A 17,467-nucleotide genomic window follows, 5' to 3' on the forward strand; every position below is an offset into this window, starting at 1 on the left:
ACATTTTTTTGTTACCCCCTAAATGTTGTTATTCTTAACTTAATGACATTGCATTGAATTGATGGGATTTTTTAGATTGTAATCATTTTTTCTGGCTTGACATATTCATCGAATTCTTCTTCTGTTAATAAATTTAATTCTAAAATCGCTTGTTTTAAAGTCAATCCATGATTAAATGCATATTGACTTGCCTGACCCGCTTTTTCATATCCAATTACTGGATTTAAACATGTTACTAACATTAATGAATTCTTTAAATTTTCTTCAATGATTTTTTTATTTGGTTTAAGTCCGTCTAAACAATGAATTGCGAAAGAGTGAAGAGCATCTGTTAATAATTGTATGCTTTGATCTAAGTTATATGCAATTAATGGCATAAAAACATTTAATTCAAAGTTTCCCTGACTTGCTGCAATACCAATAGCATTGTCATTTCCCATTACTTGAACAGCAACCATGGTTAAAGCTTCGCATTGAGTTGGATTAACTTTTCCTGGCATAATGCTGCTTCCTGGTTCATTTGCAGGAATTTCAATTTCACCAATTCCACAGCGAGGGCCAGAGGCAAGCCATCGAATGTCATTGGCTATTTTCATGCAATTTGCTGCCAATGCTTTTAGTGCGCCCGAAACAAAGACACATGCATCTTTACTTGTTAGAGCATGGAATTTATTTGGATCTGGGCAAAAAGGAATGTTAGTCTTTTCCTTAATGATTTGATCAACTACTTCATCAAATCCTTTTGGACAATTGATTCCAGTTCCAACAGCTGTGGCACCACACGCTAATTCATACACAAATTCTAAACTTGCTAGAATTTGTTGTTTATTATGCTCTAACATGGAGCGATATCCACTGAGTTCCTGCGATAAATATAAAGGTGTTGCATCTTGTAAATGCGTACGACCGATTTTTATAATTCCTTCATTTTCTTTTTCTAGACGCAATAAAACAGAAATGACTTCATCAATTACAGGTAAAAGTTCATTTGTGATTTTTGTGGCAACCATAATATGTAAAGCCGCAGGAAATGTATCATTTGAACTTTGGCTTTTATTGACTGTATCATTTGGATGTAAAATTTCTTTTTTTGCGTATTCATTTCCAAGCATTGAAATGACTTCATTTAAATTCATATTTGATTGTGTACCTGAACCTGTTTGCCATACATGCAAAGGAAACTGATCGAGATATTTTCCATTTTGAATTTGCTGGCAAACATATACTATGGCATCGCATTGTTCGTTTGTGATTTTATTGAAATGAAGATTTGCTTGAGCACAGCTTTCCTTTAAAAGTGCAAAACTCTTAATAATGGAAATAGGCATTAATTCATTTCCAATTTTAAAGTTTTCAAGACTACGTTGTGTTTGAGATTTCCAATACTTTGAAGCATCTACTTTTACTTGACCTAAACAATCACTTTCAATTCTTGTTTTCATTTTGTTCTCCTTTAAAAATACAGAAATAGTGTATCATTTTTTTGAACATTTGTCTGAATTTGTTATAATGTTTTTACAAGACAAGAGGAGGAGAATCTTGTGCGTAAACAAAAAGCTTATGAGGCATATATAGATGATTACGAATCTATAATCGTTTATATGAAAAAAGATTTTTACAATGGTAGAAGTAGTTTCTTTTATTTAAAAGATCAAGAAGATCGCATAATATCTTTAAATATTCGATACAAAGAAAATATAGATGGATATACAAGATTTCGATTGGATATTGAAAAAAATTTAATTATTGGAAATGAATATTATGTCACAAATGAATATGGTCGAAGTGTTATATGTGAATATGGACATATTGTGAAAACACCAAAATTTTATGAAGACTATTTTTATCCGGGAAAAGATTTAGGATTAACATATACCAAAGAAAAATCAACTTTTAAATTATGGGCACCTACTTCATTACGCGTTCAAATGCGTTTGATAAAGAATAATAAAGAACGAATCATTGATTTATATCGAGAAGAAAAAGGTGTTTTTTCTTGTGAAATTCAAGAAGATTTATTAGGGGCTCATTATACTTTTATTGTTCGAAACAACGGAACGTTAAAAGAAGTATCGGATCCGTATTCTTCTTTTAGTGGACCTAATTTAAAATATAGCATGGTAGAAGATATAAAAAATCTTTCTTTACCAGAAATAATTAAAATGGAACCATTAAAATCCTATTGCGATGCTATTATTTATGAATGTAATATACGCGATATGACCAGTCAAAAAAGAATAGGTGTTCTTCATCCTAAAACATTTTATGGTTTTGTGGAAGAAAATGAAATCACAAAGAAAAAATGTACTGGATTTTCTTATTTAAAATCACTCGGCATTACTCACATTCAATTAATGCCTGTTTTTCATTTTGGAAGTGTGAATGAACTACATCCAGAACTCAATTATAACTGGGGATACGATCCAATGCATTATCGTGTTCTGCAAGGAAGTTATGCGATGGATCCAAATGTTTGTCAGGAAAGAATACTTGAATTTGCGTATTTAGTGCAGACTTGTCATAAAGCAGGCATTAAAGTAAATATAGATGTTGTTTATAATCATATTTATGTAAAAGAAGATTCCATTTTGGATCAGATTGTTCCTAATTATTATTTTTTAATGGACCGGGAAGGTAAACTTAGTAATGGTAGTTTCTGTGGAAATGATATTGATATGGTTGCACCAATGTGCAAAAAATATTTTTTAGAAACCATTGAAAGAATCATTAACTGGTTTGACATTGATGGATTGCGCTTTGATTTAATGGGTGTTTTAGATTGTAAATTCATGAACGAAGTGGAAGCTTTATGTCATTCAATGAAACCGGATTTTATGGTCTATGGAGAAGGCTGGAACATGCCAAGTTTTGTTCCAGAATATTTAAGAGCCAGTCAAAATAATCAAGATAAAATGGATCGAATTGCACATTTCTCGGATCGTTTTCGAGAAGTATTTAAAGGAAGTAATGGAGAACTTGATAAAAGAGGAATTATAGAAGGACGACTCGATGAATTTAATAATGCAAGAAATTGTTTAACAGCTTCTTGTCTGGATTATTTTTTTGATTCTCCAGAAAAAGTAATTAATTATGTTGAATGTCATGATAATCATACTCTATGGGATAAATTGAAGATTTGTTGTTTCAATGAAAGTGAAGAAACATTGAAAAAACGTCAAATAATTGCCAATGCATTTTGTTTATTAGCACAAGGAATTCCTTTTCTTCATTCAGGACAAGAATATTGTCGCACAAAAAAAGGAATTGATAATTCCTATAGTAAAAGCGATCCTTATAATTTAATTGATTATAATTTGCGAAATAAAAATATGGATGTAGTCAATGCGACAAAAGAATTAATTCGTATTCGAAAAGAGCATCCTTGTTTTCGATTGACAACACGAAAAGAATGCCAGGAAAATGTTTATATTTCACCAATTTTATCGGATGTCATTGTATATAATACAAGAAAAAATTTAGATCATTGCATTGTATTCTTTAATCCAAGTATTAAATCACATGAATATAATTTAGATCGAAATGCACAAGTAATTTTTGATAGTGAATTTGTTAATGAATCCAAAACAACACATGTACAAATTCCGCCATTAAGTGTAGTAATTTGTAGTTTCGAATATTAATCTTGACTTAAAATTGGTGATGTTTATAATTTATATCAATAGACAAAAGGAGGATACTATGGCTATTATTTTAGAAGAACCATCAAGAACTTTTAGCGAATATTTATTAATTCCAGGATATACATCTGAAGATTGCGTACCAGATAAAGTGAGTTTAAAAACACCTTTAGTTAAATTTAAAAAAGGAGAAGAACCAGCTCTTTCTTTGAATATTCCAATGGTATCTGCTATCATGCAATCAGTCAGTGGTGATGAATTAGCATGTGCCCTGGCACGTGAAGGAGGTGTTTCCTTCATTTTCGGATCTCAGCCTATTGCTTCACAAGCCAAAATGGTTGCACGCGTAAAACAAACAAAAGCAGGTTTTGTGGCTAGTGATTCCAATATTTCTCCAGAAGATACATTAGCGGATGTATTAGCTTTAAAAGATAAAACAGGACATGCCACAATGGCGGTTACAGATAATGGACAAGAAGACGGAAAACTTGTTGGAATCGTAACAAGTCGTGATTATCGTATTTCTCGTATGGATTTATCTACAAAAGTAAAAGATTTTATGACGCCATATGATAAATTAATTGTTGGAAAAAGTGATATTTCATTATCGGAAGCTAACGACATAATTTGGGATAATAAATTAAATCAATTACCAATTGTTGATGACAATCAGCACTTAGTAGCCTTTGTTTTCCGTAAAGACTATGAATCCCATAAAGATCATCCACTTGAATTATTAGATAATCAGAAACGATATATTGTTGGAGCCGGAATCAATACAAGAGACTACGAAAAACGTGTACCAGCTTTATTGGAAGCCGGTGTCGATGTATTATGTATTGACTCTTCAGAAGGATATTCATGCTGGCAAGCAAATACGATTAAATGGATTCGTGATAACTATGGAGATTCAGTTAAAGTTGGAGCGGGAAATGTTGTTGACGGAGATGGATTTAGATTTTTAGCTGAAGCCGGTGCGGATTTTATTAAAATTGGAATTGGTGGCGGTTCCATTTGTATTACACGAGAACAAAAAGGAATTGGACGTGGACAAGCAACGGCTACTTTAGATGTAGCTAAAGCACGTGATGCCTACTATGAAGAAACAGGTATATATATTCCAATTTGTTCAGACGGAGGAATTGTTCACGATTACCATATTACATTGGCCTTATCTTTCGGAGCAGACTTTGTGATGCTAGGTCGATACTTTGCTCGTTTCAAAGAAGCACCAAATAAATTAGTTTCAGTTAATGGCAACTATATGAAAGAATATTGGGGAGAAGGAAGTGCCCGTGCTCGTAACTGGCAGCGTTATGATGTTGGTGGCGATGGTAAGATGTCTTTTGTGGAAGGTGTTGATTCATATGTACCATATGCAGGAACACTTAAAGACAATGTTGGCTTAACTTTATCAAAGCTCCGACATACAATGTGTAACTGTGGATGTTTATCCATTCCAGAACTACAAAAAAATGCCAAAGTGACTCTTGTATCTTCAACAAGTATTGTTGAAGGAGGAGCTCACGATGTTGTAGTTCGTGATCAAAACTTTGATGCACGTGTAAAATAAACCGGATTTTCCGGTTTTTTTTAGTTGGTTGAACAGGCAACTATGTCATGATAAAATATTTCCATGAAACAAAACGACTTATTTATGGATTCTAGTATCCTTTATCGAAGCACACAAAAATTCTTTGATAAGAAACTTCAACCTTTTCAGCTTACTTATGCTCAGTTACCTGTTTTGATCATGGTATATGAAAATGAAGGCATTTCCATGCAGGAAATCGCATCACAGGGATTGTATGATAAAGGAACTATCACAAAAAATGTCCAAAAACTTGAAACTTTACATTATCTTCATGTAGTTAGTTCTAATAAAGATAAGCGCAGCAAAGAATTATATACAACACGAAAGGCCAAAGAAATTATGAGCCATGTATATGAAATTCGACGAGACTGGTGGAAGCAATTAAATGCGGAAATGACAAAAGCAGACATTGAACAATTTTCACAATATTTTATGCATGTTTGTGAAAAATCTAAAAAGCTTATGGAATTCTCACAAGAAAGTGTTAAATTCTATAAACACCAGAAAGTCAATTTAAATATGTTTCCCAATCATATTTCTACTGTTTTTTATACAGGAGGATGTAATTTTCAATGTAAACATTGTCCGAATCCAGATTTGGTTTTTATCAAACAAAATATGGTTGAAATTCCCATGGAATATATTAAATCTTTCCTGACAAAACGAAAAAAAAATATACAAGCTATTTGTATATCCGGTGGAGAACCATGTATACATGATAACTTATCTTCTTTTTTGAGTTATGGAAAACAACTTGGCTATAAAATGTGTATTCGTACCAATGGAAGTTATCCATATACACTTATTGATTGGATTGAAGAAGGATTACTGGATTATGTGATTTTAGATATTAAACAATCAAATACATGTTATTCCGACATTATTGGTATGGAAGATTACGATGTATCTAATATCAATCAGACAATCAACTATCTACAAACCAGTCACTTTCCATTTTCGTATCAGTTAGCTTTATCAAAGGAATTTCATAATGAAAAACGAATCATGGAAATAGGAAAATGGCTGCAATCGGATGTTGAAATGAGACTTTCATCTATTGATCTTGATCAAGAAGAATTCAATAAATTAAGCACTATTCTAAAACAATATTTACCAAATCTAAAAATACAAGGAGACATTTTATGATATCTGTAGAAAAAAGAGATGGATCCATTGTGAATTTTGATATTCATAAAATTCAAAATGCCATTGAACAAGCTTTTCAATCCATTCCACTAGAATGCGATTCATCCATTCTTGATTTACTAGCTTTAAAAGTGACAGCTGATTTTCAAGAAAAAATAAAAAATGGAATCATTAGTGTTGAAGACATACAAGACAGCGTTGAAAAAGTATTATCCCAGGCAGGATATTCACAAGTTTGTAAGGCATATATTTTGTATCGGAAACAAAGAGAAAATCTACGCGAACTCAAAAAAAATAATGATAAATATATATCCATAATTGATTCTTATATCAACGATGAAAATTGGCGTATTACAGAAAATTCCATGGACTCTTATTCCGTTGGAGGATTAATTTTTTCCAATTCAGGAGCTGTTACTACAACATATTGGCTTCATCAAGTCTATGACGAAGAAATCTCAAAAGCACATATGAATGGAGACATTCACATTCATGACTTGGATATGTTGACAGGAGATAGTGCAGGATGGTCTATTGCTCAAATTATTGAAGAAGGATTAAAAGGTGTAGGTCGCTATGTACAATCTAAACCCAGTAAACACCTTTATACACTTTGCTCTCAAATCAGTAATTTCTTAAGTATTGTACAAAATGAATGGGCAGGAGCACAAAGTTTACTACGCTTCGATACGTATTTAGCTCCTTTTGTGAAAATAGATCAATTAAATTATCAGCAAGTACATCAAATCATGGAAAATTTTATATATGGAATGAATATGCCTAACCGATGGGGAACCACTATTCCTTTTTCGAATATTATTTTAGATTGGACAATTCCAGAAGAATTAAAAGAACAGGAAGTTGTGATTCAAAATCAGAAACAAGGGTTTACATATTCTCAATGTCAAAAAGAAATGAATTTGATTAATGAAGCTTTAATGGATATTTTTTTAGAAGCTTCAGGAAACGAAAGAGGCTTCCAGTTTCCAATTCCAACCATTCGCATTCAAAAAGACTTTGATTTTGAACATGGACAACACACAAAAAAATTATTTGAATTAAGTGCAAAATATGGACTTCCTCATTTTGAAAATGCCAAAAAAAATATAGACACGATTCGACATACCAAAGACTTTGTATTTGATGAAAATCAATTAAGTAAAAAAGCAGGAGGATATTTCGGATATGGAGAAAATATGGGAAGCATTGGCTCTGTAACCATTAATTTAGGACGTATTGCATATTTTAGTAAAAATGAAGAAGAATTTTTTGATCGTCTTCATTATTTACTGGAAATATCCGCTCGTTCTTTACATATTAAACGACAAGTCTTAAATCGTTTCTTAGAAAGAGGTTTATATCCCTATACAAAACAATACCTCAAAACTTTGGATCATCATTTTTCTACGATTGGAATTATTGGAATGAATGAAACTTGTATATTTGCTAACTGGATACAAAGCGATTTAATGAATGAAAAAGGACTATTTTTTGCGAAAAAAGTAATTTCTTATATTAAAGAACAATTAATCTTTTTTCAAAAACAATATCATGAGCCTTTTAATTTAGAGGCTACACCAGCAGAAGGTGTATCATATCGATTCGCAAAATTAGATCAGAAATTTCTTCAAGGGAAATTGTATTACACAAATGCATCAAATTGTGCTGTAAATGCGACCAATGATGTGTTTGAGGCACTGGATGTTCAAGATGTACTTCAAAAAGAATATACAGCCGGAACTTTATTTAATATTTATTTAAAACAAAGAATTTCATCTTCTTTCCAGGCTGGACAATTTGTAAAGACTATATGTAATAACTATTCCATACCATATTTTACATTGACACCAACATATTCATATTGTATAGAACATGGATATTTGACAGGACAAAAAGATATTTGTCCAATTTGTGCAAAGAAAACAGAAATCTATTCAAGGGTTACAGGATATTATCGTTGTCTGGAAGAATGGAATGATGGAAAGAAACAAGAGTATGAGGATCGAGTGTCGTTTGATATTGAATAGCTTGTGAAATTTTTATTTTTCACTTGATAATTTTTCACAAATTACCTATTATTTATTTGGAGTGATAATATGAGAAATGTACCAAAAGCAACACTACAAAGATATCCAATATATTTAAAAGCCCTGAATCGATTGGATAAAAACGGAATTGATCGTGTGATGTCAAAGGAACTAGCTATGATGGTGGATATTGAACCTACAACAATACGACGGGATTTTTCATTTTTAGGAAATTTAGGAAAACAAGGCTATGGATATAGTGTTCCTAAATTAATTGAAATTTTCAATAAACAATTGGGTGTAAACTTTGATGAAAAAATTATTCTTGTAGGGGCTGGAAATTTAGGTAGTGCATTATTAAATTATAATAAATGGGATTATGTTGTTGGAGAAATTGCTTGTGGATTTGATGTAGATGAGAAGAAATGTGGAGAACATTTTGGTGTGCAAATTTATCCAATGAATGAACTAGAACAAAGAATTCCACAAGGCTGTCACATTGCGATTTTAACTATTTCTTCCCATGTACAAGAAACAGTCAATCGATTAGTAGAATGTGGAATAACCGGAATTGTGGATTTTACACACCAGCATATTTCAGCACCAAAAGGGGTTGTCATAAAAGCCATTGATGTGGTATCATCAATTCAGGAATTGGTATTTTCAACAAATGCCATAAATCAAAAAGCAATGAAGTAGACGTCCTCTATGACTGGATTTAGAGAACTTGTGGCAGGTGAAAACAAGTGAAGGAAGTAGAATGGGTAACAGCTGCTTGGCTAAACTGGAGAAATATAAGTAGACAGTTTCGTATAGGTGCGTTAAACCTTATTGAGTCAAAAAGTAGGATGGTACCGCGGTCTATTTAATCGTTCCTTAGGGAACGATTTTTTTTTGGAAAGGAAGGAAATATGTTAGTAAAAAAATTAAAAGAAACAGTTGATTCAATGGATCAAAAAGAAATTGAAATTCAAGGATGGGTTCGTACAAATCGAAATTCAAAAGCCGTTGGTTTTATTGAATTAAACGATGGAACAACATTCTCGAATGTACAAATCGTTTATGAATCAAGTCTTGACAATTTTATTGAAGTTTCAAAAATTACATTAGGATCTGCTATTGAAGTCAAAGGAAAAGTTGTTTTAACACCAAATGGTAAACAACCATTTGAAATTCAAGCTCAGACCGTTACAATTTTAGGATTAAGTGAACATGATTATCCACTGCAAAAGAAACGTCACAGCTTTGAATATATGAGAGAAATTCCTCATGTACGTCCAAGAGCCAATACATATTATGCAATGTTTCGTTTACGTTCCGTTTTAAGTATGGCCATTCATACTTTCTTTCAATCTAGAGGCTTTGTTTATGTTCATACACCAGAAATTACAGGAAACGATGCCGAAGGAGCTGGGGAATGTTTTACTGTAACTTGTAGAAAAGATGATCAATATGAAAAAGATTTCTTTGGAAAACATGCGCAATTAACGGTATCTGGACAATTACATGTAGAACCATTCGCACTGGCATATCGCAATGTTTATACATTTGGACCTACTTTCAGAGCAGAAAACTCCAACACAACACGTCATGCTTCTGAATTCTGGATGATTGAACCTGAAATGGCTTTCGCGGATTTAAGTGATGACATGGATTGTATTGAAGAAATGATTAAATATTGTATTCAATATTGTTTAGAAAACGCCAAAGAAGAAATGGCTTTCTTTGAAAAGATGATTGATAAAGAATGTATTCAAAGAGTCACAAAAGTCATGAATTCAACATTTGAACGAATGACATACACACAAGCCATTTCATATTTAGAAAAAGCCAAAGACCAATTTGAAAATCAAGACATTTTCTGGGGAATGGATCTTCAAAGTGAACATGAACGCTATATTTGTGAAAAAATTGTGAATGGACCTGTTTTCTTAACTGACTATCCAAAAGATATTAAAGCCTTCTATATGCGTGTTAACGAAGACAACAAAACAGTAGCCGCTTGTGATTTATTAGTGCCATATGTGGGAGAATTAGTAGGAGGATCACAGCGTGAAGAACGTTATGATGTATTAGTCAATCGAATGAAAGACATGAATATGGAACAAGAAACACTTCAATGGTATTTGGATTTAAGACGCTTTGGAGGATGTAAACACTCTGGATTTGGATTAGGATTTGATCGTATGTTGATGTATCTAAGTGGCGTACAAAACATTCGTGATGTACAACCATATCCACGTACACCAAGAAATTTAGTATTTTAATCAAAACGACCTCAATTGAGGTCGTTTAATATATTTCTATAAAATTTTCTTTTTCATTACAAACAACATGAGCCATAGCTCCATTAATTAAAGTAAACGAAGGCTTTACATGTCCAATATCAAATCGATAAATAACAGGAATATCTTCAATAGCCATTGAAATTGCTTGTGAATACGATAAATTGATAAAACTCGATTCAAAAGCCACTTTTCCAAATAAAATAGCTTTACAATGATCAAACCATCCCGCATTTTTAAATTGAATTAAAGTCAAGTACAGGCTTTCTGCTCGCATATTAAAGACATCAAAATACCAGATAACACTTTCAAATTGAGAAAGAAAAGAATTTGTATTATCCCATTTTGTTCCAATTACATCTTTTAAGCACTCTATACAACCACCAATTAATATTCCTTTTTCATCCACATAACCATTTAAGCATTCCCATTTATTTTTACAATCTAAAACATCACTAAAAGACTGAGATTCACAATAGTCATATTTATTCTGGATTATTTTTTTTCCTTTTAAAATATCAAAAAAAGAAAATAAAGAAGGATGCATTTTTCCATTGAATCCAGACATGTTACAAGGCGTATATATTGTTTGAATATTTAAATTCGTTGTGACAGTAAATAATAAACTCGTTGGATCAGAACTTCCTATTATCCATTTTGGATGTTTTTGAAGGATTTGAAAATCCAGAAAGGGAAGCATATCCAATAAAAAATCACCACCCGAAGCAATTGCTATACACTTTACATCATCATCTAAAATTAATTCCGTTAATTCTTTCGCACGCTGCAAACCAGAGCAACTTACAATTCCAGAAGTACGAACATTTTTCGTTTCTTTGATTTGAAATCCTTGAGATTGAATATTGGAAAGACTATCTTCAAATTTTTCTAGTTTATCAAGAACACCACAGCTGCAAGCAGTGATGCCAATAATATCATTTTCTTTTAAAAATTCAGGAACAATCATATTTGCCTCCTATCCTATAAAAGAATATCATACTTACCTTTCTTTTTCTTTCATTTTTTGTATATAATAAAGAAGATGAAAAAAATAAGAAAATTACTGAAACATCCAAGAATTGCGATTTGCACTGTACTATGTATTTCTATTATCAGTGTCTCTTTGTTTTTATATGCCAATCGAACAACCGACATCGATAAAATGAATATGACATACTCTCAAGTTTTTGATACCGATCTTTTAAAACAAAACGTTACCACTTCATTTAAACAAACTTATCAATTAAAAGACTATACAACTTATGGAGAAAACCTGATGTTGTATGAAAATGAATACACAGCTGATTCTACGGATAGTCTGCAAGGAAAAAATGTTTTATTAAAGAATTTATTGACCAATAAAGAATTTATTTTTACTTTTTCAGGAGGCGTAGACTCTGGAATTGACTTATCTGTTTTAGATGAAGGCTTGTATGAAATATATGTCTATGATCATTACAAACAAAAAAGAGTTTATTTCTCCGAAGAATTTGAATCCGAAAAATTCACGACAATGCGAAGAAACTCCACTGTAAAATCTATAACCCTGAATACTAACCGAGACTATTTAAAAGAATTAGACATCAAATTCGAAAAAAATTATGCGTTTTTAACCGTTATGGATAATACACCTATTTCTAATATATATGACGTGGTATTGGATCCATGTGGAAATACAATAGATATTACAACTAATTCAGTTGATTATGGCTATTCCAATGATAAAATAAGTGAATCCCAGTCTAGTTATGAATTGGCTTGTCTCATTAAAGAAGAATTAGAAAAAGCAGGTCTACGTGTTTTGATCACAAGAGAAAAAGATGAAGATTTATCGTATTATGGAAACAATGGACGTGTGGGAAAAGGATATGAAGCCAAAGCAAAAGTATTTATTTCATTGGGTATGACTGCTGATGATAGCATTATATATCCATATTTTGTAACGTCTCCATATACCAATGGTTTATTAGCCAATGAAATTGCGTATTATATGAAAGGAAATAATATTAGTTTAAATCCTGTTTCAACGGAAACAAGACTGCAAGAAGGGGTTTGTTTTGATGTGATTTATGAAGGAGAACAAGGAGATACATATACACAATGGGAAATGTATCCACAAATTCGTGAATCTGGAGGGAAATCAACTTTTGCGGGTTCTTTGTCTTATGCTCTTGAAAATCAGATGTATGCAAATTCTTATGGAATGTATGGAATATATTTTACTTATGCGAATATTAATTTAGATGAAAGCATTGATTATTATGTGAATCATAAAGAAGCTATTGCGAAAAGTTTCGCAAAAGGATTTCTTCAATTTTTTAGAATCGAAAATGAAACAGAATAAGTCACGATTCGTGGCTTTTCTTTTGGAGGCAATCAATGAAATTACAATTAAGTCATATAAAAAAATCATATGGCACTCAAGATGTCTTGCTGGATGCCAATCTTTTAGTGAAAGATCATGAGAAAATTGCTTTGATTGGAAAAAATGGATGTGGGAAAAGTACTTTATTAAAAATTATATGTGGACAAGAGACCATGGATTCAGGTACTTTAACCATTCCAAATCAAGTCAAAATAGGATATTTATCGCAAATTACATTTCAAAATGAATATCACAGCGTATATGAAGAATTATTAAGTGTTTTTGAACCTTTAAAGGAATTAGAAAAACAATTAAATGAACAAGCCAAAGTACTGGAAACCAATTATAGTGAAAAAGAAATGGAAAAATATTCCCTGCTTCAACATCGCTTTGAAATGATGAATGGCTACAATTACGAAGTAGAACTAAAAAACGTATTTTTTCATTTTCAATTTAGTGAAGAAGACCTGCAAAAACAACTCTGCGAATTTTCTTCAGGACAAAAAACACGAATTGCACTCGTTAAATTGTTGTTGACAAAACCCGATGTTCTTTTACTGGATGAACCAACCAATCACTTGGATTTAAATTCCATTGAATGGCTCGAAAACTATATTCAACACTATCCAAGTGCCGTTATTTTGGTTAGTCACGATCGTATGTTTTTAGATCATGTCATAGACGAAGTCATTGAAATTGAATTTGGAAAAACAACACGTTATGTTGGAAACTACTCTCACTTTGTGAAAGCCAAACAAGATTTTCTTGAAAAGAATCACGATGCTTTTGTTCGTCAGCAACAAGAAATACAACGATTAGAAGCTTTAATTGACAAATTTCGATATAAAAAAAATAAAGCTGCTTTTGCGAAGTCTAAACAAAAATACTTAGATCGAATGGATAGAATTGAAGATAGTCGAAGCGATACTTCACAAATGAAAGCCACTTTTTCTTGTGCAAGAAAAGGAGGAAAACAAGTTTTAGATGTTGATTCATTGTCCATTGGCTATGACACTATATTATCAAATGTTTCATTTACATTGATGTGCCACGATCGCCTTGGAATTGTTGGTAAAAATGGAATAGGAAAGAGTACATTGATTAAAACATTGGTTCATGAAATAGAACCCATTTCGGGCCAATTTCGTTTTGGACATCAAATTGATATTGGATATTTCAATCAGGAAAGTGCGCAAATGTATTCACAAAAAAATGTATTAGACGAATTATGGGACGAAAATATAGATGCGACGCAAACTGAAATACGAAACACATTGGCAAGTTTTTTGTTTACCCAGGACGAAGTTTTTAAAGATGTTGTCAATTTATCTGGAGGAGAAAGAGTTCGATTAGCATTGGCTAAATTAATGATGGATCACGATAATTTATTGATTCTGGATGAGCCCACGAATCACTTAGATATCCCATCAAAAGAAGCTCTAGAAGATGCTTTAGAAAAATATGATGGAACCATCCTTTTTGTTAGTCATGATCGTATGTTTTTAAAGAAAATGGCTACACGTATTTTAGATATGGATTGTTCCATTGTATATGATTTAAATTACGAAGAATATTGTCTGAAAAAAGATGAACCCATTCAAATGGAAATACAAAAAGAAAAGAAAGAAAGTCAAAAATCGTTTCAGGATTTAAAGCAAATGAAGAATCGTGTCGTAAAGCTGGAAGCTTTATTAGAAGAAGCAGAAAAGGATTTAGAAGCACTTCGTGAACTTCGTTATGAACCGGAATATTATCAGGATTATCGTAAAATGGAGCAATTGGATCAGAAAATTGATGAAAAACATAATGAAATTCATGCTTTGATGCAGGAATGGGAAGAAAAAATGAAAGTATTGGAAAATTAAAGTCTATTTACATTTTTCATAAAATGTTCTAATATATTTAGTGAAAATAAGAAGATTTTTAGATAAAGGAGATAAAAATAATGAATCTTTCAGCACTTCAAAAAGCAAGATATCAATATGTTCCAAAATTACCTGGAATGCTAAGAAATGGTATCCAAGACATTTGTGTTAAAGAAGGAGAAGCAACACAAAGTGTTGCGGATCAGGAAAAAATCCAGGCTCTTTTCCCTAACACATACGGAAAAAAGGAAATCACTTTCCAAAAAGGACAAAATACATCTGAAACAAAAAAACAAGTTGTTGGTGTCATCTTATCAGGTGGACAAGCACCTGGTGGACACAATGTTATTTGTGGTTTATATGATGCATTAAAAGCAACTAATAAAGAAAATGTATTATATGGATTCAAAAAAGGACCTAGTGGATTATTAGAAGACGATTATTTGATTTTTGATGATCAATATATCGATCAATATCGTAATACAGGTGGATTCGATATTATTGGATCTGGGCGTACAAAATTAGAAACACAAGAACAATTCGCGGTTGCAGCTGAAGTATGCAAAAAACATGGAATCACTGCTATCGTAATCATTGGAGGAGATGACTCCAATACAAATGCGGCTGTATTAGCTGAATATTTTGCTGCAAATGGAACAGGTGTTCAAGTCATTGGTTGTCCAAAGACAATTGATGGAGACTTAAAGAACGAAGACATTGAATGTTCATTTGGATTTGACACTGCAACAAAAACTTATAGTGAAGTCATTGGAAATATCGAAAGAGATGCCAACTCTGCTAAAAAATACTGGCACTTTGTTAAAGTAATGGGACGTTCTGCTTCTCACGTTGCTTTAGAATGTGCATTGGAAACACAACCAAATATTTGTTTGATTTCTGAAGAAGTAGCCACTAAAAAAATGTCTCTATCTCAAATTGCTGACTATATTGCAGATTCTGTTGAAAAACGTGCAGCAAATGGAGATAACTTTGGTGTAGCCATTATTCCAGAAGGTGTTGTTGAATTTGTTCCTGAATTCTCTGTATTGATTTCTGAAATCAATGAATTATTGGCAGGTAAAAAAGCAGATGAATTCAATGCTTTACCAACTTGGAAAGATAAATATGCATTCATCGAAAAAGGATTAACAAAAGAATCTATGGCTGTATTTGCGATTCTTCCTGAAACAATCCAACAACAATTATTCCTGGAAAGAGATCCACATGGAAATGTACAAGTTTCATTGATTGAATCTGAAAAATTATTCTCTGCTTTGGTTAAAGATAAATTAGAAGAAAGAAGAGCAGCAGGAACTTATAAAGGTAAATTCAATGCCCTTCATCATTTCTTTGGATACGAAGGAAGATGTGCATTCCCATCTAATTTTGATGCTGACTACTGTTATTCATTGGGATATAACGCTTTCATGTTGATTCAATATGGATACAATGGATATTTATCAAAAGTATCAAATCTTTCAAAACCAGCTGAAGAATGGGTTGCTGGTGGTATGCCAATCACGAAGATGATGAATATCGAAAGACGTCACGGAGAAGATAAACCAGTTATTAAAAAAGCATTGGTTGAATTGGATGGAAAGCCATTCAAATTCTTCGAAGCACATCGTGATCAATGGGCTGTAGAAACAGCTTATACATATCCAGGTGCCATCCAATATTATGGACCAACTGAAGTATGTGACTTAACAACTCGTACTCTTGCTTTGGAAAAAGGTGAATAATATTGTCCCCACAATTGTGGGGCTTTTTTTTAAGAAATTCTTTAGAATTTAAACGCTTTATTTTATGTTTTATACAGTATTCTATGTATGAGAAAGGAGAGGCTTATGAATCATACAATTTTAATTGTCGAAGATGAAAAAGGAATTCGCGACACATTAGCTATTTTTTTAAAAAATCAGGGATACAATGTGATTCAGGCAATAAATGGTAAAGACGCATTGGATAAAGTCACAAAAGAAGTCCATCTGGCGATTGTAGATATCATGATGCCTGTTATGGATGGTGTTGAATTCACATTGCATGTACGCGAACAATATGATTTTCCAATCATCTTTTTAAGCGCAAAAAGTGAAGATATCGATAAAATCAATGGATTAAATGTAGGAGCCGATGATTATGTCACAAAACCATTTGAGGTATCGGTTTTAATGGCTAGAGTCAACTCACATATTCGTCGATACGAACAAATTATTCGCTTAAAAGAACATTCAACAAATTCAAAAAAATTAGTTGTACGTGGATTGGAATTAAATCAAGACACAAAAGAAGTATTTGTAGACGGAAAACAAATTCAATTAACCGCAAAAGAATACTATATACTTGAACTCTTGATGTCTTATCCTGGAAAAATATTTTCATCGGAGGAAATATATGAAACTGTATGGAAAGAAGATGCCATTAGTACGCAAACCATTATGGTACATATACGAAAACTACGAGAAAAAATTGAAGTAGATCCGAAGAATCCAGATTATATCAAAGTAGTTTATGGAATTGGATATAAAATAGAAAGAGGGCATTAAA

General features: G+C 32.1%; 12 protein-coding genes. 10 read left to right on the forward strand and 2 right to left on the reverse strand.

Annotation, left to right across the window (positions count from 1 at the left end; all coding sequences use genetic code 11):
• Positions 1-71 precede the first annotated feature (71 nt).
• Positions 72-1,442: a class II fumarate hydratase gene (gene fumC / locus ACI32A_RS07875; RefSeq protein ID WP_439754499.1), complete on the reverse strand. Its 1,371-nt coding sequence runs from the start codon at positions 1,440-1,442 to the stop codon at positions 72-74.
• Between the two features lie 99 nt (positions 1,443-1,541).
• On the opposite strand from fumC, the gene pulA reads away from it, so the two are divergent.
• From pulA to asnS, 6 genes are all read left to right on the forward strand, one after another.
• Positions 1,542-3,641, forward strand: a complete 2,100-nt coding sequence (gene pulA, locus ACI32A_RS07880; RefSeq protein WP_439754500.1) for a type I pullulanase — start codon at positions 1,542-1,544, stop codon at positions 3,639-3,641.
• Positions 3,642-3,699: 58 nt separating this feature from the next.
• Positions 3,700-5,211: an IMP dehydrogenase gene (locus ACI32A_RS07885; protein ID WP_439754501.1), complete on the forward strand. Its 1,512-nt coding sequence runs from the start codon at positions 3,700-3,702 to the stop codon at positions 5,209-5,211.
• Between the two features lie 63 nt (positions 5,212-5,274).
• The gene (locus tag ACI32A_RS07890) at positions 5,275-6,378 is read left to right on the forward strand and encodes a radical SAM protein (protein WP_439754502.1); all 1,104 of its coding nucleotides are present in this window, start codon (positions 5,275-5,277) and stop codon (positions 6,376-6,378) included.
• A complete protein-coding gene (locus ACI32A_RS07895) occupies positions 6,375-8,405 on the forward strand; it encodes a ribonucleoside triphosphate reductase (protein WP_439754503.1) in 2,031 nt (676 codons plus the stop codon). Before ACI32A_RS07890 ends, ACI32A_RS07895 begins: the two co-directional genes overlap by 4 nt.
• Before the next feature lie 69 nt (positions 8,406-8,474).
• A complete protein-coding gene (locus ACI32A_RS07900; protein WP_439754504.1) occupies positions 8,475-9,104 on the forward strand; it encodes a redox-sensing transcriptional repressor Rex in 630 nt (209 codons plus the stop codon).
• Positions 9,105-9,316: 212 nt separating this feature from the next.
• The gene (asnS, locus tag ACI32A_RS07905) at positions 9,317-10,672 is read left to right on the forward strand and encodes an asparagine--tRNA ligase (RefSeq protein ID WP_439754505.1); all 1,356 of its coding nucleotides are present in this window, start codon (positions 9,317-9,319) and stop codon (positions 10,670-10,672) included.
• A 25-nt stretch (positions 10,673-10,697) separates the two neighbouring features.
• Here the strand turns inward: asnS and ACI32A_RS07910 are convergent, their stop codons facing one another.
• Complete coding sequence (locus ACI32A_RS07910) at positions 10,698-11,657, reverse strand: S66 family peptidase (RefSeq protein ID WP_439754506.1); 960 nt, start codon at positions 11,655-11,657, stop codon at positions 10,698-10,700.
• Positions 11,658-11,732: 75 nt separating this feature from the next.
• On the opposite strand from ACI32A_RS07910, the gene ACI32A_RS07915 reads away from it, so the two are divergent.
• The 4 genes from ACI32A_RS07915 to ACI32A_RS07930 all read left to right on the forward strand — a co-directional run bounded on the left by ACI32A_RS07915 (position 11,733) and on the right by ACI32A_RS07930 (position 17,466).
• Positions 11,733-13,034: a hypothetical protein gene (locus ACI32A_RS07915; RefSeq protein ID WP_439754507.1), complete on the forward strand. Its 1,302-nt coding sequence runs from the start codon at positions 11,733-11,735 to the stop codon at positions 13,032-13,034.
• 35 nt (positions 13,035-13,069) lie between these two features.
• Positions 13,070-14,920, forward strand: coding sequence for an ABC-F family ATP-binding cassette domain-containing protein (locus tag ACI32A_RS07920; RefSeq protein WP_439754508.1), 1,851 nt, complete (start codon positions 13,070-13,072; stop codon positions 14,918-14,920).
• A gap of 80 nt (positions 14,921-15,000) precedes the next feature.
• On the forward strand, positions 15,001-16,662 hold the full coding sequence (locus ACI32A_RS07925; protein ID WP_439754509.1) for a diphosphate--fructose-6-phosphate 1-phosphotransferase: 1,662 nt from the start codon (positions 15,001-15,003) through the stop codon (positions 16,660-16,662).
• Between the two features lie 105 nt (positions 16,663-16,767).
• Complete coding sequence (locus ACI32A_RS07930) at positions 16,768-17,466, forward strand: response regulator transcription factor (RefSeq protein WP_439754510.1); 699 nt, start codon at positions 16,768-16,770, stop codon at positions 17,464-17,466.
• The last annotated feature ends 1 nt before the right edge of the window (position 17,467 follow it).

The sequence above is a fragment of the Floccifex sp. genome (assembly GCF_051873555.1).
In the GTDB taxonomy this organism is placed as follows: Bacteria; Bacillota_I; Bacilli_A; order Erysipelotrichales; family Erysipelotrichaceae; genus Floccifex.